The 24,436-nt window shown below is 38.6% G+C and carries 15 protein-coding genes; 8 read left to right on the plus strand and 7 right to left on the minus strand.

The features are described from left to right. Positions 1-49: 49 nt before the first annotated feature. Positions 50-793: an NIPSNAP family protein gene (locus AABB81_RS10745; protein ID WP_342160502.1), complete on the minus strand. Its 744-nt coding sequence runs from the start codon at positions 791-793 to the stop codon at positions 50-52. 267 nt (positions 794-1,060) lie between these two features. Here AABB81_RS10745 and AABB81_RS10750 point away from each other — a divergent pair, with 267 nt between their 5' ends. Next, the gene (locus AABB81_RS10750; protein WP_342160503.1) at positions 1,061-1,408 is read left to right on the plus strand and encodes a hypothetical protein; all 348 of its coding nucleotides are present in this window, start codon (positions 1,061-1,063) and stop codon (positions 1,406-1,408) included. A gap of 495 nt (positions 1,409-1,903) precedes the next feature. Then, positions 1,904-3,046: a N(5)-(carboxyethyl)ornithine synthase gene (locus AABB81_RS10755; RefSeq protein ID WP_342160504.1), complete on the plus strand. Its 1,143-nt coding sequence runs from the start codon at positions 1,904-1,906 to the stop codon at positions 3,044-3,046. Positions 3,047-3,065: 19 nt separating this feature from the next. Here AABB81_RS10755 and AABB81_RS10760 read toward each other — a convergent pair whose 3' ends face one another. Both AABB81_RS10760 and AABB81_RS10765 read right to left on the minus strand, forming a co-directional pair. Further along, positions 3,066-4,157: a fatty acid desaturase family protein gene (locus tag AABB81_RS10760; RefSeq protein WP_342160505.1), complete on the minus strand. Its 1,092-nt coding sequence runs from the start codon at positions 4,155-4,157 to the stop codon at positions 3,066-3,068. 497 nt (positions 4,158-4,654) lie between these two features. Then, positions 4,655-6,922: a S9 family peptidase gene (locus tag AABB81_RS10765; RefSeq protein ID WP_342160506.1), complete on the minus strand. Its 2,268-nt coding sequence runs from the start codon at positions 6,920-6,922 to the stop codon at positions 4,655-4,657. Between the two features lie 467 nt (positions 6,923-7,389). On the opposite strand from AABB81_RS10765, the gene AABB81_RS10770 reads away from it, so the two are divergent. The 6 genes from AABB81_RS10770 to AABB81_RS10795 all read left to right on the plus strand — a co-directional run bounded on the left by AABB81_RS10770 (position 7,390) and on the right by AABB81_RS10795 (position 15,548). Then, entirely contained in the window at positions 7,390-8,073 is a 684-nt protein-coding gene (locus tag AABB81_RS10770) for a carbohydrate-binding family 9-like protein (protein WP_342160507.1), read from the plus strand. A 30-nt stretch (positions 8,074-8,103) separates the two neighbouring features. Then, positions 8,104-9,273 carry a heparan-alpha-glucosaminide N-acetyltransferase domain-containing protein gene (locus AABB81_RS10775; protein ID WP_342160508.1) on the plus strand — a complete coding sequence of 390 codons (1,170 nt, stop codon included), beginning with the start codon at positions 8,104-8,106 and terminating at the stop codon, positions 9,271-9,273. 28 nt (positions 9,274-9,301) lie between these two features. Then, positions 9,302-10,420 carry a family 20 glycosylhydrolase gene (locus AABB81_RS10780; protein WP_342160509.1) on the plus strand — a complete coding sequence of 373 codons (1,119 nt, stop codon included), beginning with the start codon at positions 9,302-9,304 and terminating at the stop codon, positions 10,418-10,420. Between the two features lie 33 nt (positions 10,421-10,453). Beyond that, a complete protein-coding gene (locus AABB81_RS10785; RefSeq protein ID WP_342160510.1) occupies positions 10,454-12,286 on the plus strand; it encodes a glycoside hydrolase family 9 protein in 1,833 nt (610 codons plus the stop codon). A gap of 123 nt (positions 12,287-12,409) precedes the next feature. Further along, complete coding sequence (locus AABB81_RS10790; protein ID WP_342160512.1) at positions 12,410-13,639, plus strand: aminotransferase class V-fold PLP-dependent enzyme; 1,230 nt, start codon at positions 12,410-12,412, stop codon at positions 13,637-13,639. A gap of 82 nt (positions 13,640-13,721) precedes the next feature. Next, complete coding sequence (locus AABB81_RS10795; protein ID WP_342160513.1) at positions 13,722-15,548, plus strand: hypothetical protein; 1,827 nt, start codon at positions 13,722-13,724, stop codon at positions 15,546-15,548. A gap of 410 nt (positions 15,549-15,958) precedes the next feature. On the opposite strand, the gene AABB81_RS10800 is transcribed toward AABB81_RS10795, so the two are convergent. The 4 genes from AABB81_RS10800 to AABB81_RS10815 all read right to left on the minus strand — a co-directional run bounded on the left by AABB81_RS10800 (position 15,959) and on the right by AABB81_RS10815 (position 24,218). After that, positions 15,959-17,509 (minus strand): hypothetical protein, encoded by a 1,551-nt coding sequence (locus AABB81_RS10800; RefSeq protein ID WP_342160514.1) that lies wholly within the window; start codon positions 17,507-17,509, stop codon positions 15,959-15,961. Between the two features lie 300 nt (positions 17,510-17,809). Beyond that, positions 17,810-18,580, minus strand: coding sequence for a hypothetical protein (locus AABB81_RS10805; protein ID WP_342160515.1), 771 nt, complete (start codon positions 18,578-18,580; stop codon positions 17,810-17,812). Positions 18,581-18,765: 185 nt separating this feature from the next. Beyond that, the gene (locus tag AABB81_RS10810; RefSeq protein WP_342160517.1) at positions 18,766-22,962 is read right to left on the minus strand and encodes a phosphodiester glycosidase family protein; all 4,197 of its coding nucleotides are present in this window, start codon (positions 22,960-22,962) and stop codon (positions 18,766-18,768) included. An 11-nt stretch (positions 22,963-22,973) separates the two neighbouring features. Beyond that, positions 22,974-24,218, minus strand: coding sequence for a glycosyltransferase (locus AABB81_RS10815; protein ID WP_342160518.1), 1,245 nt, complete (start codon positions 24,216-24,218; stop codon positions 22,974-22,976). Positions 24,219-24,436: the final 218 nt, after the last annotated feature.

Below are 24,436 nucleotides of genomic sequence, written 5' to 3' on the forward strand. Positions count from 1 at the left end.
TGTATCCCTGAGCTAAGGCATCATTGTCTTATTATTAAAGTCTGTTGGATTACAGTTGAGAATAGGCAAGGGGTTTTAAAAATATCCGCGTAATGTCATTCATGGCATTTGCATACTCATCAAGTTTTATAATACGCTGCCACTCAGGATGAGGGCCAAATTTAGACCAGGCCTCCTTATGCTCTTCCATGTCTTTAAACGCGAGCAAATAAGTTAAACAAGGCATTTGACTGCCCGAAATATTCGCCCCGAAAAAGACGGTATGCAACCCTACGTCTTCAAATATTGAAAACTCACTGTCGTTGAACATTTTTACTTTCCGTCGAAGTGCATCTTCATTATGGCTTTCGTAAATACGCAATTCGAATACTGTTGAGTTTTCTGCGGGTTTAACCAAATTAGGGAATCCGGAAGTGGACCGGATAAAAGAAGATTCAATGTGATTGAACGGTATTTCTTCTTGCGGTGCCTCTGCATAAGGTTTGGCATCCAGCTTAAATTGTTTGTCATTTTCGAGGGCGTCAGCAACCTCCTGGTATGCCTGCATGCTTGCATATGGAATCAGCAGGTATATTTTCTTTGGCAAGGCTTCACCCAGTTCTTCAAAAGCTCCTACAGGCTTCACCCCCTGACGGTTTAAGGCCGGAATAAGGGCTTGCTGAAAATAATCATGTAAAACCTTAGCCGGTTTAAAAAATTCCAATTCATAAACACGAAGTTCATAAATTTCAGATTGACTATACGAAGTAGTAAAAAAGCACAGTAAAAAAACAAATGGAATAAGTCTGGACATAATGTTCATATTAAATTCAAAGGATGATCTCGATAAAGATACGGTTTTAAGGAAGAAGTGAGAAGGGAGAAGTGAGAAGAACTTGGTTGAAATTATAAAAATTATTGAATTCAAACTTTTCTTCTTCCATCCCTGATCCTTAGTTCTTGAATAATCATCAAAATACAATAATACAAAACCTTGGCAAGAGATAATAATGACATATATCATTGATTTACAAGGAATAATAACGTATATTTGAGTAGAACAATACAAAAACCCAAGTCTATGAATGAAATTACTCTTAGAAACAGTACACGGATACTGAAATTTACCCAACTTCTAAAACTAGATTTTAACGAGTATAGTATCTGGAACTATTCGCGAAAAAAATTCCATCTTTCAGAAAACGACAGGCCTTCAATTGAAGAGGCTCTTGAATTCCTTTTAGCTCAGGGATGTATAGAGCGCGTCAGAAGATCCGGTTATTACCGACTTACTTCAAAAGGCGAAAATTTTATAAGCTGGGATCTTGAAAAAGTAGAAGAAAGCACTGTTGACACTGCTGAAGGGATGGAAAAAGGCTGGCTAAACTGGCTGATTCCGACCAAAATCGTAAAGGAGACATCGGCTTAAGTGTTAAGTGAAACTAACTCAATATTTATCAAATCAAAATGCTTGATAAAGGATAACTACGCTTTTTTCTGAACTTTTTAAACCCTTCTGAATAAGCAGGAAAGATCTCGTCATTTCTATGAAATCATATGAAGGGTTTAACAGGATCGTGATTAATTGAACTTGGGTATTTGCAGATGCCTCTGTTTGTTTTCTTTTCTCTGTTATATTATTTATGTACTACTCTTGGTGTGGCATCCTTTGATGTAACAACGAGCCTATGTGAATAAAATAGGGTATCTTTGCACAGGACTGTTTATCCGTTGTAATTAATCATCTCTTCACGCAATTCTTGCGACTTGTTTAGGAATTCTTTTTAAACCTTTATTTGATTGATGACACATGGGTATTCAATTAATGACCGAATACTTGAAAATAATCCTCCACAGTAATCTTATTCTTACGCTTTGCCCTTTTCATTAATCTGCGATCCGTTTCAACATAAAAAAAAAGCATATGACTTTATTGACCATGGGAGTTATCGGAACCTCAAGAAAGGAAGACGAAAGGCGCGTTCCTATCCATCCCGAACATTTAAAAAGAATTCCTGAGCACATCCGCCGACAACTTATTTTCGAGAAAGGTTACGGGACCCCTTTCAATATCGCTGATGAAGAAATCAGTGCGCTAACGGGAGGAATAGCTACACGAAATGAAATACTCTCAGATATAGGTGCAGCCATCATAGCCAAACCACTATTATCTGATCTGAAGGAATTGAAAGAGGGCGGTATTTTGTGGGGTTATCCTCATTGCGCCCAGCAAATGGATGTCACGCAAACAGCGATTGACAGGAAATTGACCCTGATTGCCTTTGAAGACATGTATGTATGGTATCCTAAAGGACAAATGGGAAGACACACCTTTTACAAAAATAATGAAATGGCAGGCTATTGTGCCGTTATACATGCCCTTCAGTTAAAGGGAATTGACGGCCATTACGGAAATCAAAGGAAGGTCATCATTTTTAGTTTCGGTGCAGTGAGCAGAGGGGCCATTTACGCCCTGAAAGCACATGGTTTCAGAGATATCACGATCTTAATTCAAAGACCAGATCACGAAGTAAGAGAAGAAGTACTTGATGCACACTATGCCAGGGTTAGAAAAGGAAAAGGAAATGAGCCGCGGCTGATTGTAGTAGAGCACGATGGGTCAGAACGCCCCCTGTCGGATTTGATCAGTGAATCTGAAATCATCATTAACGGAACCTATCAGGATACTGACGATCCGATCAATTATGTTAACGAAGATGAAAAATCGAACCTAAAGCCAGGTTCTTTAATTATTGATGTGAGTTGTGATGAAGGAATGGGATTTTATTTTGCAAGCCCCACCTCTTTTAAAAATCCAATTGTATCGGTTGATAACATCGATTACTATGCTGTAGATCATACCCCAAGTTATTTCTGGGAAAGTGCTTCGAGATCGATTTCTGCTGCCTTGATCGTACATCTTCCATCGGTGATCAACAACAGGGAAAGCTGGAAAGAAAACAAGACCATTCAGAATGCCATAAATATTGATAAGGGCCACATCGTAAAAGATAATATTCTTAGGTTTCAAAATCGGAAAAAGGCTTATCCGCATATTGTGAATTAGCCGGTGACATCATTAAATACTAGGCTTTCTCAAAAGATTGGCCCAATTGCCCCAATCTGTTAAAATGGGATACCAAGGCGTGAGCAAATGTGTTATTGTTATTATACTTCAATCCAAACTCTGAAGCGGTTTTTTCAACTATTGGAGCAATGGCCGCATAATGGATATGGCATATGTTTGGAAACAGATGGTGTTCTACCTGAAAATCCAAACCGCCCATATACCAGCTGAGCAGACCGCTTTTTTTTCCAAAATCTGAAGTGGTTTTAAGCTGGTGTACCAATCTTTTTGAGGTTATTATTCCATTGGCGGGAAGGGGCTGGTCTACGCCCATGACTACATGAGCCATCTGAAATATGGTACTCATGATCATCCCTGCCACAAAATGTATGACCATAAACCCAATTAAAATCTGTCCTATAGAAAAATCTGTAAAAAGAATGGGCAGTCCAATAATAACAGCCAGATAAATAACTTTTATCAGAATCAATTTTGTCAATTCCTTTTCAGGACTGACATTCATTTTTTTCACCTGGCCTCCCCTGTAATAGCGTATAAAAACATTGATCTCACCAAACAATTTTAGTATGGTCATCAAACCGTAAAGAGGAAAAGCATAGTACTTTTGAAATCGATGATACCTCTTCACGGGAGCATGGTCGCTTAAACGAATAACTGCCTTTGTTGAAATATCAGGATCAAAATTATAAATGTTTGTATAGGTATGATGGTTCACATTATGTTGGATCTTCCAGTTGATCGTGGTGCTCCCCAATAAGTACATACTTGATGCTGCCAAAGTGTTTAGCCATTTTTTATTTGAATAGGCCCCATGAGCGCCATCATGCATGACCGACATTCCTATTCCGGCCTCACCAATACCCATTAGTACAACCAATATCAAAGCTGTCCATTGAGATTGAACTACAAATATGATAAGAACAAAGGGAATCAGATATAATCCGAGCATGATAATTGATTTAAAGTACATGCTGCTATCCCCGTGCGTCGAACGTCCTGAATCTTTAAAGTAAGCACGAACCCGCCTTTTAAGTTCTTTGGAAAACTCAATTTCATTCTGATTTTTGCTTTTAAATCTAATATCAGCCATCTCGATCCGTAATAAACTTGATCGAAATTTAAATAATATAGATTAAAAATAAAATGATCACGGTCAATATGATATGCTAAAAATGTATATGATTCGAGCGGTTATATCTTTCATTCTTTTTTTATACTGTCTCTATAGGCTTCTTGTACCACTTTTTGAGAATGACCTTTATACTTACTGGTTTTCTGTATGGTTTGCTTCTATTGGAAAATATATTCTGTGTCGGACAGGGCTCTATCAGTCTCTTGATAATTCATTCGGGTTTGCTTTTTATTCTGTTGAATTCAAAACGAACTGATCCCGGTCAATAATTATATTGACCAAGATCAATTAATCAAAAGAAATTTTTAGGAAAAAATTAGCTTATCCAAATTCACAAGACGCCATGTCTTGATTTATGATCGTTAAACCAAATCCGACCTGATCTGTTTACCATATCTAGCCCGGACAAAATTTAAGTGCAGTCCTTTTTCAAGGCTTAATTACCAATACAATGATTATTTCGCTCCTACCGGGTTCATTTCCAGGAAATAATTTGTCATTAGAGTATATAAATGCCGGGTTGTGTTTTCTCCTTCATATATGCCATGAGAACGATTAGGGTAAGGCATGATACGAAACTGTTTGTTGTGTTTGATCAATTCATTCATCAGCATTTCAGCATTTTGATAATGAACATTATCATCTCCCGTTCCATGGATAATCAACAAATTGCCCTCCAAATTTTTAGCCTGGCTCAGCGCTGATGCCAAATGGTAATTTTCCAAATTTTCAGACTTTAATCCCATGTACCTTTCTGTATATACATTATCATACAAAAGTCCGCTTGATACTGCAGCAACAGAAATGGCAGTTTTGATCACATCAGGGTATCGAAAAATAAGATTAAGTGCCATTTTTCCTCCTGCACTCCAGCCCCAGTAAGCAGTTCTTTCAGGGTCTGTGAAATCCCATTTCAGCGTTTCCTTGACAGCCAGCGCAAAATCGCGTGTATTGAGAACACCTACCTGTTTAAAAATTGCCTTTCTCCAATCGCTGCCTTTTAAACTAGGGGTGCCGCGGCCATCCATAACAATGATGACATATCCCTTTTGTGCTAGCATAAAATGATACATACCCCTGTATTTCCATGAATCATCTGCCTCCACTCCAGCAGGGCCCCCATAGGTAAAGTAAATTACGGGGTATTTCTTATTCGGTTCAAAACCAACAGGTTTTATGAGCCTCCCATCTATTTCCACGCCTTCGGATGTGGTCACTGTAAAGAACTCCACTTTGGGCAAATTCAGCGCCGCCACACTTTTTTTAAACCTCTGGTTATCTACCAGGGTGGTGATAATTTCGTGGCTTGGCAAACTGATCAAATAGGTTGTTCCCGGCGTATTTGCATTAGAATAAGAATGAATCGCATATTTACTGTTGGGTGAAATGTTATAGGTATTTACTCCGTTATATTGTTCATGGGTAATACGCTTGAGTTTTCCTTTGCCATTAGCTGCAGTCTGGTATAAATAACGCTGGGTTGGATTTTCAGGAGAAGCATTAATATAAAGGTTTTTGCCTTTTTCATCAAGGTTGTAAAACCTGGCTACATCACCTTCAAAATCAGTGAGGTTCTTTTCTTCTGAGCCATCCATTTTAACCTTATACACATGTCTCCATCCATCCTTTTCAGTAACTCTCAAAAAGGAATTCCCTACAATTTTCATATCAGACATTGACCAATTCGCTGTGAGGTCAAGATTCATGATATCGACCCATGCATCATCCTTTTCAGTATATGACAACTCGCAGTCACCTGAAGAAGGGTCACAGATATACACCTTAAGTTCGTTTTGCTTCCTGTTCATTTGTTGTACCAGGAGTTGATCACCTACCCACTGCATTCTCGGTAAATAGTTTTGTTTTGGGTCACCGGGAATACGCATCCAGGTAATTTTTTGAGTAGCCATATCAACGGCTCCAACTTTTGCACCCGAAGGGTCTTCACCTACTTTAGGGTATTGAACCGGAATAATTCTTGAATAAACAGAATCAGTATTATTAATCATGAAAAAATTCCTGATCTCAGATGCATCCAACTGCCATAAAGCAATTTTCTTGCCGTCAGGGCTCCACCTAAACCCGTCTTTACAAAAAAGTTCTTCCTCATAAACCCAGTCGAAAGTGCCATTGATCATGTCTCGTGTACCGTCTTTGGTGAGGGCAGTTATTTTGCCTGTTTCAAAGTCTTCCTTGTACACGTTAAATTCACTTACATAAGCCACGCTTTTATTATCGGGAGAGAATTTGGCAAACATCAATGAAGAAGCCGGCAGGCTCTTGCCCAATTGCTTTAATGACTTTGATTTTAAATCCAATACCCAATAGTCTCCCTTGGTATTGGCTCTCCAAACTCGTTTAGTATTTGTAAAAATCATCATTCGATTTTGGTCGGCGGTAAATTGAAATGAAGCTATTGCAAGAGGCTTGTCACTTCCCTCAGGCGTTAAGTCACCAACAGAAGCCAAAACAGTTCGTTCCTGACTTACAGTTTTATAGGCGACTACCTCACGCACCATGCTGTTTTCTTGACTAGGTTCTAATTTTACATATGATTCTCCATGTTCAAACCAGGTAACGGGACCCAGATAATCCTGAGAAAATTCCCGGGAATTAAAAAGCCTGTCAATGGTTAGTTCTTTTGAATCTACTTCCTGGGCACTTGCCAATACCGTAAAAATCAGGTGTAAGCCTATGACTACAATCAGGTTTAATTTTTTCATTTTTAAGTTTTAAATTATTTGGTTAACAAATTCACTTCTAAGTTTATAAGGTTTACAGCGCGGGCTATGAGTGGGCATCTTACTCGAAAATGTTACTCTGCGACACAACTTCTCAGCAACTCTAAAAAATAATCATAACTGTTTACATGTGATCGCTGATCCTGTCGGAAACGAATATTCTAAATAAAGCTATTGAAAATTTTTTACACTTGAAAATGTATTGACTTTAAACCTGATCATTGCCAATGGCAAGGAATTAAAAGCCACCTATCGAAACTTAGGTGCCGAATGTCTTTAGTGGCTCGTTGACTATCGAAATTTATCTGGTAGACCACTAATAATCCTTACCTTTCTTAGATTTAAAAACGATTAATCCCCGCACATATCATCTAATGATCAACATCATCCTAATATTTGTATTGACGATGGCCTTATCGTGCGAAAGGAAAATACCAGAACAAAGTACTTTGAGCAAAACAGTATATGATTACAAGCAGGAGAAAAAGTTTGATGTCCCTGTCATGTATATAAACGACCGTAATTTTACGAGGCTGGAGAACCCATATTTTCATCACTCCTCAGGAGGCAAACCGATTGAGGAAAAAACACGGGTCGCCATAAAATATGATGATAATTATCTGTTCATCGATTTTGAATGTCATGACAATCCGCGGTTGGATCAAAATTTTTATATTGAAGATAACAGTCCAATGTTCAACCAGGAAGTTTTTGAAATATTCATCAGCCCGGGAGAGGATGCCAGTGAAAACTATTGGGAAATTCAACTCAACCCCAATAATGCCTTGTTTCTTGGAAAAGTAAAGAACCGCTATAAAAATGAGCAAACTTTTGACGTAGAACTCATCGCTAATGAAATCGCAAAAATAGAACACAGCGTCATAAAAGATCGCGAAAAGGATCTTTGGAAAGGACAAATAAAAATTCCATTGCCTTTGATCCAGGATCCCATCAATAAAAACAACAAAGTGTTCCGAATGAATTTATATCGCATTATCTCCAAGGAGGATCATGCCGACCCAAATTGGAAGAACGATGATAAAAACGCAACATTTGCCTGCTGGAGCAGCACCATGACCAAGGAGCCAAATTTTCATGTACCCGATTATTTTGGGTTCTTATATTTAGAATAACTGATATCAACTTTAATTAATTTTTTTTTAATGAGACTCGCTTCGATTGATATTCTTAGAGCCCTGACCATGGTATTCATGATCTGGGTCAACGACTTCTGGACACTTATCGACATTCCTAAATGGCTAACCCATGCCTCGGCAACAGAAGATTACATGGGGTTTTCAGATGTTATTTTTCCATTGTTCCTCTTTATTGTCGGCTTGAGTATACCATTGGCCATTCAGAATCGCCTCGACAAAAAAGATAGTCCGGCTGCCATAGCCAAACATATTTTAATACGCTCCGTTTCCCTTTTGGTCATCGGTTTGTATATGGTCAATTACGAGACGGCCCATACAAGCATGATCCTGTCTAAAAGTGTTTGGTGCCTGCTCATGGCTACGGCAGTTGTTTTGATCTGGACCAATTGGAAAAGGAGCCCGGTTGATCAAAAATGGCATTTTTACCTGCAGGCATCGGGATACCTGATCCTGGCCTTTTTAGCATTTATTTATAAAGGAGGGGAGCATGGTGAACTATGGATGACCACCCAGTGGTGGGGCATCCTGGGGTTGATCGGCTGGGCCTACCTGCTCAATGCCCTGGTCTATCTTTATGCAAAGGGAAACCTTTGGGTGATGGTGATTCTCTGGATGGTTTTAAACGGATTAGCCGTTCTGGCACATAGTGCCTTTACACCTAAACTGGATGGACCATTGGTATATTTATCTCCTGTCTTAACAGGAACTATTCCCGCTTTTACCACCGCCGGAATTGTGGCAACATTACTGTTTAAAAAGCTTAGGTACAAAGACCTGAAATGGTTTTATGCCACCTTGCTCGGCTTGGGCCTTATCAATCTCATATATGGATTGGCAACCAGGCCCATTTGGGGGATTTCAAAAATACAGGGAACCCCTTCCTGGCTGGCCATATGCACAGGTATAGGATTTATATTGTTTGCTGTTTTATATTATATCGCAGATCAAAAAAAAGTTACAGGTTGGGCCAAAATTATTGCCCCGGCAGGTACTGCAACACTTACCTGCTATATGATACCTTATTTTATTTACCCCATGCGCAGTTTCAGCGGGTTTCGGTTTCCGGATCTTTTGAACACAGCTGTTTTAGGTTTATTGCTTTCTTTCGCATTCGCCTTGCTCGTTGTTATTTTTACCGGTTGGTTAGAGAAAAAAGGATATAAATTAAAGCTGTAATTAAAATTACCAACAAATGCATTTTATCATGAAAACATCAATACCTCATCAGATGAAAAAGTTTTTTTATCCCTTTTTAGTGCTCTTTATTTTTATACTGCCATTACAGGCACAAAGTGTTTTTAACGTAAATGGACTCTGTATAGCGGCTCCTAAAACCAGCCATCTGGACGAATTCGTTGAGTTTGTAAATAAAGAATTGGCCCCGGCCGGTATCAATACCTTGATTTTAAGGGTTGATTTTAATTATGCCTATGAATCAAGGCCCGAACTCAGGGATGAAAACCCCTTGTCGAAAGAGCAGGTAAAACAGCTTGTAACGGTTTGTAAAAAGAACGGCATTGAATTGATCCCTCAGGTAAATCTTTTGGGTCATCAAAGTTGGGCAGGCACACTCAATAAATTGCTTGCGGTATATCCTGAATTTGATGAAACTCCTCATGTGGAAATTCCCGAAAAATATGAATGGCCCAATGCCGATGGCTTGTATTGTAAAAGTTATTGCCCGCTGCACCCTGAAGTACATGACGTTGTATTTGATCTGGTAGATGAAATCGTGGAAGTTTTTGAAGCCAAGGCTTTTCACGCGGGGATGGACGAGGTATTTTATCTGGCTGATTCAAAATGCCCTCGCTGCAAAGGAAAGGACCCTGCCCAATTATATGCGGGTGAAATCACCAAAATCAACAATCATCTGAATCAAAATGAGTCCCGGCTTTGGATTTGGGGAGATCGGTTAATCGACGCTTCTACCTCGGGTATCGGTATGTGGGAGGCGAGTATGAATAATACCTGGAGAGCCGTTGATATGATCCCTAAATCAGTGATCATCGCCGACTGGCATTATGAAAGAGCACTCCCGACCCCTGCTTATTTCAGCCTGAAAGGATTTGATGTGGTAGCCTGTTCCTGGAGAAAACCGCAGGTTGCAATAGAACAGGTAAGCATGATGGATGATTTGAAAAGCAACGCAACCCCCGAAATGAAAGAAAACCTTTTAGGAGTAATGCATACCGTCTGGTCACCGGCCGAAAATTTTATGCAGGCCTATAAAAATCATAAGGAAAGTGATAAAGATACAGAAAGTGACGTGGCCTGTTTTAAAGCAATGACGGCGGCAGTTAAAAGCCTCAATAATCAACAGTGATTTTAAAAAACAATAACGCATAAAATACCATTTATGAAAGTTCTGATCCATTCGCTTAGTTTAGGCCTGTTGCTTTTTCTTTTACCATATCAGAGTAAGGCACAGGTGAAGCTTTTATACAACCATATCGGTTACGAGACTCATGCGCCCAAACCCGGTGTAATCCTGACTTCGGCTGAGGATAAGGTTACTGCTTTTATCATTAGAGATTATCTTACCGGCAAAGAGGTTCAAAAAGGGCTGCCCATACATACAGGAACCGTTGACCAATGGCGCGATTGGCATTTTTGGGTATTTAATTTTGATGATGTGACCCGAGCCGGAACCTATACCATAGAATGTGAGGTAAACGGTGAGAGGGTTGATTCTTATCCGTTTCTTATTCAGGATAATTTGTTAGAGCGAAATACCCTATCGGATGTGGTCTATTATTTTAAAGGGCAAAGGTCATCAGGATTACTTGATAAAGCTGATCGCAACATGACCTTTTTAAAAGGCCGCACGGATACGGTTGATGTGCATGGGGGCTGGTATGATGCAACGGGGGATTATGGCAAGCACCTGTCTCATTTAACATTTTCAACCTATTTTAACCCGCAACAGACCAACCTGACCGTCTGGAGTCTATTTGAGACCTACAAAACCTTGGAGAAAAGGGGAGATCCTAATTTTAGACAATACAAAAGAAGGCTCCTTGACGAAGCCATGTATGGCGCTGATTTTTTATATCGCATGAAAACCAGAGAAGGTTCCTTTTTTAGGACCATCTCAGGCAAGGGAGCCGAAAAAAAAGCCGAAGACAGAAGAATCACGCCTACTATGACCGGTTATAGCCTTACCAAAAAACCCTCGGAAGGCATAGATGGAACGGATGATGAAACCTCTGATTCAGACAGTTACGAGGTGAGTTACAGGGCCGGGGCAGGATTATCAATAGCCTCTCTGGCTATAGCCGGTACCTTTGACGTATCAGGAGACTTTGATAATTCAGATTATCTGGAAGCGGCAAGAGAAGCCTTTCTCTATCTTGAGAAACATAATGTAGAACTCACAAACGACGGAAAAGAAAATATTGTAGACGATTACTGCGCTTTAATGGCTGCTACAGAACTATATAAAGCCACCCAGGATGAAATCTTTCTCAAAGCTGCGGACCAAAGGGCCACTTCATTAAAAAACAGGCTGGTTCAAAACAAATCAGGGCATTATTACTGGAGGGCAGATGAGGGCAATCGCCCGTTTTTTCATGCTGCCGATGCCGGCTTACCCTCAGTCAGCCTTATCAAATATGCAGAGATTGCATCTATTGATCATAAAAAGGCTGTACTGGAAGTCGTAAAAAAATCCTTAGCATCAGAAATTAGGCTCAGCTCCGAAGTCAATAATCCTTTTGGATATGCCAGACAATATGTTCAAAACAAAGAAGGGCAAAAAAGAAACAGCTTCTTCTTTCCTCATGATACCGAAACAGCACCTTGGTGGCAGGGAGAAAATGCGCGTTTGGGTTCCTTAGCTACGGCCGCCAGGCTGGCCAGTCAAATTTTTTCAGATGATCCTCTTTTTAAGGCTGAACTGGAAGCATACGCATGGAACCAGCTTAACTGGATCCTGGGGCTCAATCCTTTTGACGCCTGTATGCTTGAAGGTCATGGACGCAATAATGTGCAGTACCTCTTTTTTAATTCGTATGAGTATACCAATGCCCCAGGCGGTATTTGCAATGGAATTACCTCCGGCTTGTACAATGAAAATGATATCGACTTAAACCGGGGTTTTAATGAAACGGGCAAAGACAATGACTGGCGTTGGGCAGAGCAATGGTTGCCCCATGCAGCCTGGTATTTGATCGCTATTTCGTCACAATAGGCTTTGAAAGAATTAGTTTAAAATCATATGAGATAATCACTGCCGAACCGTCAGACAGGCTTCAAACTTAATCCCTATATTTATTGTATAAATCCAAACCACATTAAACGCTGATCTTTAATTATGAAACTTGATTTACAATTTGTCCGCTCACAATTTCCTGCTTTTTCTGAACCTTCTCTTAAGGGCTGGGCCTTTTTCGAAAATGCCGGAGGCTCTTATCCATGTGTACAGGTGATCAATCGCCTGACCGACTTCTATATGAAAAACAAGGTGCAGGTAAACTATCCCTATCCGGCTTCCATGCTGGCAGGTCGTTTGATGGAGGCCTCTTATAAAAGAATGGCCGATTACCTCAACGCAGAGCCATCAGAAATTCATTTTGGTCCCTCTACTTCTCAAAATGTATATGTCTTGGCACATGCCATGCTTCCCATGTGGAAAGAGGGAGACGAAATCATTGTTTCATGCCAGGATCATGAAGCCAATGCAGGTGCATGGAGAAGGTTAGCAGATCGAGGCATAAAAATCATAGAATGGCACGTACATCCTGAAACCGGGCTTTTGAGCCTGGATGAATTGGATGGTTTATTTTCTGATCGAACTAAAATGGTCGCTTTCCCTCATTGTTCAAATGTGATTGGCCATGTGAATCCGGTCAGGGTAATTAGCCAAAGAGCTCATGATCATGGGGCTCTTTCTGTTGTGGATGGCGTAGGTTATGCTCCGCATGGTTTTCCTGATGTAAAGGAGCTTGCTGCCGATATTTATCTTTTTTCATTGTACAAAACATTTGGCCCGCATTTGGGATTGATGTACGTTGATAAGGAATTGATCCTTAAAATGGAAAACCAATCTCACTTTTTTAAGGAAGGGATTACCCGAAGTATGCTGACACCGGCAGGGCCTGATCACGCACAAATTGCAGCTGCCAGTGGTATATTAGATTATTTTGATGCGGTTTATCAGCATCATTTCAATGAGGAAGCAACTCCAGCCAAAAGAAACATCGCAATAAATAAATTATTTCAGGAACATGAAAAAGAATTGCTGGAGCGTTTACTTGAATTTTTGAGATCTCGCGATGACATTCAAATCGTAGGCCCTGATCATGCAGAAGACAGGGAACCTATCGTTTCCATTATCCCCAAAAACAAAAATATTAAAAAGGTGTACGCAAGCTTAACCGATCAAAAATTGATGTTGGGTATGGGCAATTTTTATGCCCACCGTCCACTGATAGACATGAATATCCCGAGAGATCCCGGTGTGTTGAGAATTTCGTTTTTACACTATACCACTATGGACGAAATAAATCAGCTGATACAAGGCTTGAAAGTTGCATTAAACTAGCCGGTTTTATCTCCAATTATTAAGCTCCATTTGATCAAAAAACTCAACTATTATTCTTAACTTTAGGGTAAACCTTCACAAGATGAAGTTTTTTGAAGAATTAAAGAGGCGAAACGTTATCAAGGCCACCATGGCATACATTGTTATTGCCTGGGTTTTAATTCAGGTTTTAACCAATATCCTTCCCATATTTCAAGCCCCTGTTTGGGTCTTAAAAACCTTGATGATTTTAATGGCAGTCGGTTTGCCGATTTGGATGATCTTTTCCTGGGTGTATGAAGTAACCCCAGAAGGCTTAAAAAAAACGGAACATATTTCTAAAGATGATTCGGTTACGGCGACCACCAACAAGCGGCTCAATATTATTATTCTGATCGTACTGCTTGTAGCTATTGGTATCCATTTTATTGAGCCATCAAATTCAGAACTCCAGCATCAAGCGTCCAGGAGTACATCGGTCGAAGGAAATACGATTGCCGTGCTCCCTTTTATGGATATGAGCCCCAACAAAGACCAGGAATTCTTGAGTGATGGTATTGCGATAGAAATCTATGATGAATTATGCAAATACAAGGAACTTTCGGTGGCAGGAAGAACCTCTTCCTTCTCATTTAAAAATAAAGATGAACCTCTCACAAGTATAGGAGATCAACTTAAGGTCAATACAATTCTAGAGGGCAGCGTTCGCAGGCAGCAAGACAAGATCCTGATTTCGGTAAGCCTTGCCAATGCAAAAGATGGATTTATCATTTTTTCAGAATCTTATACTGATGACATGGAAAATATTTTTGCCTTACAATCAAAAATAGCCACTGATATCGCCGGAAAGATAGAATCAAATTTAGGCCTTGAGAATGAGGTAACGCATCAGGTCAAAAAAATTAACCCGCTGGCCTATGAAAACTACTTAAAAGGAAAATTACAATTTGTCAATGGCCCTATTAACATGAAGGAGGATGAAGTATTCACGCCCATGAAATACTTTGAAAAAGCCGTAAAACTCGATTCCAATTTTGCAGAAGCCTGTGCTTATTTATCACTTGCCTATTTTAATATGTCCGATTGGGTTCTGGAAGCCAATAATGTGTCACAACGAAGGATCGCCCTTGACTCGGCCAAGTTGCTGGCCAAAAGAGCTTTGTCATTAGACTCCCTTAGTCCGGGGGCACATCTTGCCATGGGAAGTTATTATTTTCATAATTATGATTGGCTAAGGGCAGAAAAGGAAAAAAGGAAAGCCGTTGCTCTTAATCCTAACGGGGCAGATGAAAAATGCATGCTCGCGTCATTTTTAAGTGGTTTCGGTCAAGTCGAAGAGGGCCTTTTACTGGATCAGGAAGCGATTAAACAGGACCCTATGGAAATAAAATGGAAAGCAGCATATGCCAGGGACTTGTATTATTCGGGTAATTATGACAAATGTATTGAATACTGTCTGCTTTTACTTCAGGAAGATCCAAATTCAGGCGGGGCGGATCAATTTCTTTGGCTTGGTTATGCGAGAAAGAAAGAATTTGAGAAGGCCAGAAAGGTTTTGGCACACTTCACAAAGGAAGATCTCAAGGACAGCATTATGTCATCATTCCTTGAACAAAATGATTTTAAAACTGCGATTAAGAAAATACTTGCTTACGACCAGGAATCAAGCATTAACTCTCTTCAGAACCCTATTTTCAAAGCAACTTTTTATGCTTTTATTGAAGACAAAGAGAATACGATCAAATACCTCTATATAAGTTACGACCGTCGCGAACCAATTATTTCTCTTTTAAGGGATTCGAGATTTGATTTTATCATGGATGATCCAAGGTATATAGAATTATATGAGAAAACCGGATTCAAAGATTACGATGAATATAAAGGGAAGCAAAAAACCGCATATAAATTTAAACCCAATAATCCACTTTGATGTTAATCACGGTAAGGCCCTGTTTATTTCTAGTGATCCCTCAATATAACAATTCAATATCATCCAGTTCCAGGGTGCTTCAGATGACACTGTTAAAAAATTGTCCTAAAAAATTAATGGGTTATTACCTGTGATAAATGAAAACAGAAGAAAAATACCGACGAAAATCATTCCTGTTTTTGAAAAAAGAAGCCTGATCAGGGCGGCCAACAGCATAGGGTTAAACCCCAAAATGTCTTTGCCAGAACCTGAATTCCCTCTTCTGTCTTCTACATTTGAACTTTGTCTTTTACCTTTCCATTTGATAAGTAAGATTGATATGTTGGAAATTTTTGAAAGCCCAATTTAGTAAATATTTCAATACCTGTAAAGTGTAAAGTGTGAAGTGAAAATTATTCTCGATTTTCTCTCTAAAACCTATCTTCTCCTTTCAGGCCAACAATAAAAGCGTCTTTATATCCATTATTTTTCAACAATTCCTTATGCTTTTCAGCCTCTTTATAAGACTCAAAAATACCTGAAAAATACCTGTTATATCCATCATTGTAAACATGATTGAACAAGCCGGATAACTTGATGTATTTGACAGTTTGTGCATTTCCTTGAAAAGCTCCGATCTGCACGGTGAAAACCTGAAGATCACTGTTGAAATTATATGATGAGCCATGATCGGACGAATTGTTATCGGGGTTAACCGTAGCCGTCTCAACTACACTCGTCTCTAACTTCAAACCGGCAGTTTTATCTATCTCAGATACCTTCGCAATTACATCATTAGTATTCTCCGGATCCGCGCTCATTTGAATTATAATTTCCAATGGATCCGAATTTATGTCATTAACGGTTTTTATATCAATTTCTCCTGTTAAATAACCATCTAGGTAGGCTTTTAATGTATAGGTTTCATCACAGGATTGCTTGAAACTAAAAGAAGCATCCGTTTCATCAGACAAAAAAGATAATAGCTTGTTATCATTATTATCGAATAGCATAATTTGTACATTTGGCAGCAATTCCTTGTTGTCTGAATCTTTAACAATCCCTGAAATCTCCTGCTGGCAGTCAATCTCAATTGAAGAAACATCAATTGAGGCGTAAAAATCCGCTACGCCCTTACCTTCTTTTGCATCATCAATGCTTGAAACTGAATTATCTTTTTGAATATTCAGGTTTCCTTTCAATTTAATAGGTGTAGAGACAGAATGATTAAATATTTTACTGGCAAAAACATCCAAATCACCGCTTTCATTCTGAACATCCGAAGAAAACAACAGTAAATTCTCTTCATCTATAAATGGGAATATTTCTCTTTCTCTACTATTGATTTTTGGTCCCATGTTTTTGGGTTTACCATAAGTTCCATCTTCAAGTAAATCGACTACAAAAATATCGGTCCTACCTAATGATTCAGGACCGTCAGACACAAAATACAGTTTGGTATCATCTTTGTTTAAAAAGGGTTGTCCGGTGGAATAATGACTGCTGCTAAAGGGCAATATTTCCAAGTTTGTCCATGAGCCATCTTCATTCACACTTGCTTTAAATAACTGAAGATTAACTGCTCTTTTTATCTTCACTTCATCCTCATTTTGTCGCTTATTCTTTTTTATTTTTCTGTTGGCACTGAAAAAAACAGTCTTTCCATCCTTTGAAAATGTAACCATCCCGTCACCAATGTATGATTCGGAATCCAGAATCAAATTTTTCTTTTTAGAGAACAGATCTTCTTCCGTGACTTCACCCATATCCGGATCCAAAAAAGGTTTGAGGTCATATTCTCTTTCAGTCAATCCGACATCCGATAATGAAATAAGTGAATTATTGTCTTCTGCATAAGCTATTTCTGAGGCAGTATAGTACTGATTGAAATTATCCTTTTTCAGCGTATTGACATTTGATGACTCCTGAGCAAATATTCCAGCCGGAACAAGTATCAAGATTAGAATAATTAAGTTTTTCATCGATCTTTTTATTTATAAGAATTATATCCAAAATGGATTAGGTTAATCATGACCACAAACTAACACTTTAATTAAGTGCATCGAGATTGCAACTTATTAGTTATCAAGAGATTTATTAACGATTGTTTTATCTTTTAAAAGAATGTGATGGGATTATGTTGGCGAGAAGCCTGCTTGCCGGCGGGCAGGTAAGAAGTAAAGAACCCCATTAATTAATTTTAATGGGGTTCTTGTTTACTTATATTTCTTGAATTTTAACCTGATGTTAAAAATCGATTGGCCTGAATTTGACACATATTTTTACTTAACCGTCATGACTCTTTCATAAATAATCCTTCTTTCAAAACCATTAGGCATCAATTCATCCATTTTGGTTTTTCCGGCTAAATCATCCATTGCAGCTGCATTGGGAGAACTGTCGGATATCTCTGTAAATCTAAGATAATCGAGTACATCGTTAAGGTTATTGAATCCATCAACCGTAAAAACTGAAAAGCGGTCCTGGTTTCCTGCAGGATAAATTACAGATGACATACCCCAATAGGTCATGGTATTCATGATGTTATTGATCCTGTCTTCGTGGACCGGTTTCCAAAGGGATTTATTTTCCTGGATAAAAGCTGTTAAATCAGTTGGTTTCGCATAATTTACAAGTGCGTATTTATATTCTCCGTCAATATGATCTTCATATTGTATATAATAATCAAAGGTTGTGGTTGTAAATGAGCTGGTTTCTATATCCTCCGGTTTTACATCACCAAGGGCATCCATATTATCTGACCACACCTTATCTGGATCCATTTTATCCAGGCTTTCAAAACTGTTGACAAAAACATAGTTTGGGGTCAACTCATCTGCACTGGTAATGCCAATTTTTCTCCAAAGCGACCAGGATGACATTTGCCCTTTATTAACAGCAGCCTGAGCAACTTTAGACCAGTGCTTCGTTTCTCGTTCTAAAAATTTTGCTTCCTGATCGGCAGGTACATGGCGGTATTGTAAATAACTTATTTGTCCGTTCATTAAACCGGCGAAGAGCATAAAAATCAAAATTAAACTTAGTTTTTTCATGATAAAAGGTTGATTAAGATTAAAAATTCCTCTTAAAGTTACATATTTTTTTTATTTCCATGGCAAACCTTGTTATCTGTCGTATCAAAACCAGATGCTTCAATTCAGATAAAAGTGTCAGGGTAAAAATGTAAAGACCCTTCAAATCAATTAATTTAAAAGGATAAATAAAAATAATACCTGGTTTATTGGTCCTCTATCCACCCCATTATGGTATTTGCCACAAACCTCGGTTCGGGTGGTAAAGAGTAAATATCTTTTTCGTAATTTTTATTATAGGGTGAAATATTCATGATCTTGCCGTCAACTACCAAGGTGCTGCTCCCACCAGGGTCGAAGCCCATAGCTTTATCCATTCCATATTTCAACAGGATATCCGCCATATCAAAATGTGTCGCACCTACAGATTCTCTAATTCTGCCGTTTACCATAAGCACCATGAGCTTACCTTCATAGGTTATCCCTACAGCTATTTTGGGTCCTCGCATATCGGTAAAATCTAATCTGGCGGCCTGGGTTTTAATCGAATTGGCTGTTTTCCATCCTTCTTCTTCCATGTTCAATATTTGCTTCCCTTTATCTATTAACATGGGGCCCGCTTCAATGGCATACGATACATCATCCCAATGATAAGGGTTGTTTTCAGGCTCCATTAACCTGATGTCTACAGGTTTGCCTACTTCAAATACTGTACTTGAAAACAATTCCACAGGAACAGACAAGGTGATTCCAACCGGAATGATACCCACAGTTTCTTTCGCTTTTGTCTTAATAATTTGTTTTACGGTATTTCCCGCTATCCTGATAATGACGTTTCCATTGCCTTGTATGGCTTCATCAGCATATGTCAAATCGTAATAACAGGGTTCTGAACTACTGTGCTTATTATAGTTGGCTGCCTTGAATACAAGTTTTCTTTGTTTTCCACTTATCGTAAAACCTGCCCTGCTATTTACCTTCCTGATGTCTACATGGCCATTTTTATAAATTATAAAAGCCGGTTTATTAAAAAGTGGCGGGCAGAACACCTTGCTGTCCATGATCAGTAAACCTAAGGGTGAGCCGATATATGTTTCGGGTAAGCCAAGTTTTCCGACCAGTTCCGGGTTGAGTATATATCCCCCGTTCCAAGCGAGCTCAATTTTATTTGAATTATTGTATTCCTTTTTATATTCATTAACCAAAGCCGGTACATTTTTTGGTTCCTTATTGGCAATATGGGCCGCAAACTTCCAGTTGTTTTCTTTCATGTCAATTTCGGCCAATACCCCACTCCAGGGTAATCCATCCTGATACACACCTCCGGCAAATGACGATTTCACTTTTTCAATCATCTTATCATCTTCCATTTGCCGCTTTAATTGCTCCAAAAGCTTTTCGATTGGAGTTCCATTTTCAATGGCATCCTTTGAAATGGCGCCCAGCAATTCCTTTTCTCCGATCTTATTCCTAATGTCATTATATAAATCGCTCTTTAATATGGTTTCAAAATCCTTGGCAGTTTGAATAGGTGTCGGATAGGCCAAAGTGGTGCGAACACCGGCTGGCACAAATTGAATAAAACCGCTGTTTTTTGGAATTCCCATAATTTTAGCTGTCATTTCATATAACACCTTTCCTATATGGAAATGGTCAATTTCAATGATATCGGTCATCATGGCTGCATACTCTCCATTGGTAATAATAAAGCCATTGGACTCTTTTATTTCTCTTAAAATCCTGATTGCCTTGGCACCCATTTGAGGGAAATGAACACCTTCTGACCATTGTTTCGTTTCAATGATTTGAACAACACCTTGCTTATATAACAACCCTAATTCCGGCTCCTTACCACTCTCTAAATACTCCTTGATATTGGCACTTGAAAACCATTTTGTAATTCTCGGCTCATGTATAAAAATATATACCTTTTCTAATTCCTGACCCCTGGCCTTAAGTATTTCGGCAGTCATCTCTTCTTGTATAGTGAGTTCCAGTTGGGCACGAATGGGTTGTAAGACAAAATATTCCAACTCATGTTTGATATAACGACCCGGAAAATAGCCTTTAGGCACATTTTTCTTTAAATTTTTCGTCAATATTTTTCTGTCGTCAATCCCTAAATATTTGCTATTGGTCAATTGAAAAAGAGCCAGTTCCCAGTCGGCAAAAAACTGTGGAGCCAAAGTCAAATCGGCTAAATTTTTAGGCTTAAAAACATCATTGTATATCATATTGACCAAACCAGTCACTTCCTGATAGGTAAAAGCCTGATAAGCATACGATTTTTTATTTCTATGCCTGTATGCCAGCGCGTGGTCATGCCTTATCGCTAATTCTCCATCAACATATTTGAAAATGTCATCAATGGCATTGTAGTACCTGTGAATTAGTTCCAAATTAGTGTTAACCAATTCAGGAATATCATTTTCCATCATTCTGGCATAAGTCATTACCATACCCCTTACAAGCTGTTCTTCAACCCTAAAAAAACTGGGATCAATTAACGATTTTAGCATTAGCATAAACCATAACCGCCCATAACCGGGTAAATAGTGTCTTGTTTTTTTATTCAGGATCGCATCAAGATCTTCATTCGCAAAATTTACCGATTTTTTGTATTCCTTTAATAAAACAACAACCTGTGGATCAACATCAATTGAATTCGCATCCAACTGTAAATGCAGCCTTTTTAAAATATACTCCATGCTTTTCTGCAAGGATTCCAGGCTATAGCGTTTGTTAATCACATTTCTGTTATGCGTTACATCTACCATCCTGTTCTGAGGATAAAACACATGGTCGCATATTTTTTCTGCCAATCGTTTCGGGATTTTCGAACCCTTGAATTCTAAGACATTCAAACGCATTGATTCGTCCAAATGACGGCCAATAACTTCATCATAAACTGCCCTTGGTTCATATTGCCTGCAAAAGATAGGTGTTCCGCAAGCGGCAGCTTCGATAATTGGCAAGCCCCTGCCCTCGGTTTGACTGGGTAATAAAATCAATGAGGCTACATCGTATAATTGCTCGATATCTAATGGCTTCTTGTGTTTTTTCTTAAATTCATTTTTATCGAACTCACTAAATAAAAACCCGAGAAGAACTCTTGATTTGAATTCATCGGGAAGACTTTTTAAGAACTTTTTAAAATCTTTTTTTAATTCCTCGTAATAATCCTGTTGCCCGTGCGGTATGGGCCCTGAAACAATCAAAGACAATTTTAGTTGCGGATTGGTCATAAATTTCTCATAAAATGAATCATAAGAAAATAAGCGTTTGATCAATTTAAAGTTAAGCTCAATCGACTTTCTGCTAATCACCCGGGTTGGCTGCAGGAAAACGATATTGTTATTTACAAAATCGAAATTGAGTATGGTTTTGTAGCCCAATAATATGGGTTGTAAAGAACGTTTACTTTTGGTGTGCTTTGCTGCTGCATGAACGGTAATGGTATCCTTTTTATTTGCAAAAATAGTAGACACCTGCATAAACGCTTTTATAATATCGCGCTTACTCATCTGGTGTGTTTTCGTATCTACGGCCGTTCCAATTAAAGCAACATTTGCCGGATTATGACCATTGATATCTATGAGGTGATTTTGTTGAATTTTATTGATATTGACGTTCATCCAGGAACGACTTTCCCAGGGATAAACCATTTCAATCAACGAGAAAAATTCACCTACATGTGCATTGTGGAAAAAGAAATCTCTGGGGCCTTTTTTTAGCCCTTTCTTTTTTATGTCCACTTTCCTGTTACCGCCTTCCCAATAAAAATCATGATTGTTATTAATCACCGGAAGCCCCAAATATTCCGAAATCAAAACGGTAGCAAGGGCCAAAGAAACATTGCCCGGATTCGAGCAAACATTGATTAAATAAAGTAACGAAATATCATTTTCTTCTATATAGCTTCCCAATTTTTCAACAAGGATCAATACTTCTTTCCAAAACTTTCCAATCAACTCGTTGTACTCCTCGCTCCCGCGTTCCATTCTAATTTTAAAGAAGTCGTTGTACAAGGGCCAGGCATCAAAAGCTTCCATCTCCGGGATCACTTTTTTAAAAGCGTCCTTAGGGATCAACTCATCTGCTTCCTGTTTGATTTCTCCGGCAATAAAATGGACAGGAATATCCGGGTATATATTTTTAAAGGTCTTGGCATACTTTTCTGTTTCTACGGTAATGCCATCTATGGTAAAATAAAATGTAACAAAGGCAATACCTCCTTTTTCAAGATAAGGGCCAAATGAATCAGCATCGCCTTTAAAGGCCGGTTTAAATTTCCTCTCTCTGAATCTGTCGATAAACAAGCCCAGATCAAACCACGTATTTATTTTTTCATTATTTAATTCTTTTAATACTTTACTGATTTTCGCATTCTTATCATCAATCATTGTTTACTTTCTTAAAATGTAAATAGTTCACTCAATTTTTCCTCAAGGACATCAAACGAGAAATATTTTTTACCCAACCGGAAGTTAAATTCACCAATTTCCACACAGCGTTTTGGATTGTAAATAATATCAGACATTTGCTGAACTTTTTCATTTGTAAGCTTGCTGTCTTCTATCATTATGGTTTCAAACCCTTTATTACCAATGTCTTGCATATATACGGGTTTGTAGTTATTTACGAATATTGGCTTTTTGGCAAGTACTCCTTCCACAAAAGCATTTCCAAAACCTTCATAAGTACTAAAATAAGTACAGGCCCGGCCATGTGCATAAACATCTGATAAATCTTTATGATCTAACACTTTATGTGCAGCGAATATGATCTGTCTTGATAGATTCAATTCATGGATCTGATCTATCAATTCATTATAATACTCTTTGTTTTCATCATCGTTGTTGTTTCCCGTAATCACCAGTTTCAGCTTTTTATCATGTAGCTGATCAATCAACGAAATAGCGGTTTCAATCCCTTTACGCCTTACAATTCTGGTAACCTGTAACAAGGCAATTTCATCTTTTTTAACACCAACGTCTCTAAGAAAAAATTGATTTTCGGGAGTTGGAACACCATAAATACGATTAAAATCCATCACATTGGGAACCAGGGTTGCTTCAATATCAAACCTTTTTTTAAAGGTTTCCACCCCAAAAGTATTGATGACCGCATGTTTTACATTGGGCAGTAACAACGGGAAATTGTCATCTACATATTGGTTCACTTCCGGGTGAACCGAAAGGTAACGCTCGCCCCGTTCCCAGTGAAAATCATGGTCATGGGTTACAACAGGCAGGCCCGTATTCTTGATCAGCTTTTTAATACCAATACCCATTGATAGTTGACAGGGCAGCGCAGAGGCGTTTTCTGAAAGTATAACATCAATATTTTTGTCTTTAACCCATTTAGCTAAAACTCCTTCAATCATATCGGACCATTTCTCAATATGATCCAGTAAAGGACCCGGGTCCTCATCGGGTTCAAAAAATGCTTTCCGTTGCTCCCATTCGGCCTCCGCCGAAAAAAAAGACAAGGCAGGAAAAAGTGTATCGTGCTGATAATCCATATTCCAGGACTCAAACTCTCCAGACATGATAAACACTTCGTGCCCTATTTTTTTTAAAATATCTATCCACTTTTCTGTTTCGAGGGCCACGCCGTCAACTCCTCCAATTCTTCCTATTATAATACCTATTCGCATGCTCATTAATTAAGGGTTCGTTCTGACTAAAGATACATTTTTATAAAAAACCTAAACAATTTTCAAGGGTAGTATTACATAATTTACCACTTCAAAAATTTTCATAAGATTTAATTATGGCTTCCGAAATTTACTGTGATTATTTTACCAAATCGATAACTCAAAAATTGACCCTATCGAATAAAATCGTTCTTTTAAGTTTTCCCAACTTCGATTGT

Origin of the sequence: Lutimonas vermicola (genome assembly GCF_038433205.1) — a bacterium.
GTDB classification, from domain to species: domain Bacteria; phylum Bacteroidota; class Bacteroidia; order Flavobacteriales; family Flavobacteriaceae; genus Lutimonas; species Lutimonas vermicola.

Bases quoted from the DNA above. Each gene is read 5' to 3' on its own strand.
- AABB81_RS10745 (WP_342160502.1), bottom strand. From the start codon at position 793: ATGTCCAGACTTATTCCATTTGTTTTTTTACTGTGCTTTTTTACTACT.
- AABB81_RS10780 (WP_342160509.1), top strand. From the start codon at position 9,302: ATGAAAACATCAATACCTCATCAGATGAAAAAGTTTTTTTATCCCTTT.
- AABB81_RS10800 (WP_342160514.1), bottom strand. From the start codon at position 17,509: ATGAAAAACTTAATTATTCTAATCTTGATACTTGTTCCGGCTGGAATA.
- AABB81_RS10750 (WP_342160503.1), top strand. From the start codon at position 1,061: ATGAATGAAATTACTCTTAGAAACAGTACACGGATACTGAAATTTACC.
- AABB81_RS10760 (WP_342160505.1), bottom strand. From the start codon at position 4,157: ATGGCTGATATTAGATTTAAAAGCAAAAATCAGAATGAAATTGAGTTT.
- AABB81_RS10795 (WP_342160513.1), top strand. From the start codon at position 13,722: ATGAAGTTTTTTGAAGAATTAAAGAGGCGAAACGTTATCAAGGCCACC.
- AABB81_RS10805 (WP_342160515.1), bottom strand. From the start codon at position 18,580: ATGAAAAAACTAAGTTTAATTTTGATTTTTATGCTCTTCGCCGGTTTA.
- AABB81_RS10765 (WP_342160506.1), bottom strand. From the start codon at position 6,922: ATGAAAAAATTAAACCTGATTGTAGTCATAGGCTTACACCTGATTTTT.
- AABB81_RS10775 (WP_342160508.1), top strand. From the start codon at position 8,104: ATGAGACTCGCTTCGATTGATATTCTTAGAGCCCTGACCATGGTATTC.
- AABB81_RS10755 (WP_342160504.1), top strand. From the start codon at position 1,904: ATGACTTTATTGACCATGGGAGTTATCGGAACCTCAAGAAAGGAAGAC.
- AABB81_RS10790 (WP_342160512.1), top strand. From the start codon at position 12,410: ATGAAACTTGATTTACAATTTGTCCGCTCACAATTTCCTGCTTTTTCT.
- AABB81_RS10810 (WP_342160517.1), bottom strand. From the start codon at position 22,962: ATGATTGATGATAAGAATGCGAAAATCAGTAAAGTATTAAAAGAATTA.
- AABB81_RS10785 (WP_342160510.1), top strand. From the start codon at position 10,454: ATGAAAGTTCTGATCCATTCGCTTAGTTTAGGCCTGTTGCTTTTTCTT.
- AABB81_RS10815 (WP_342160518.1), bottom strand. From the start codon at position 24,218: ATGCGAATAGGTATTATAATAGGAAGAATTGGAGGAGTTGACGGCGTG.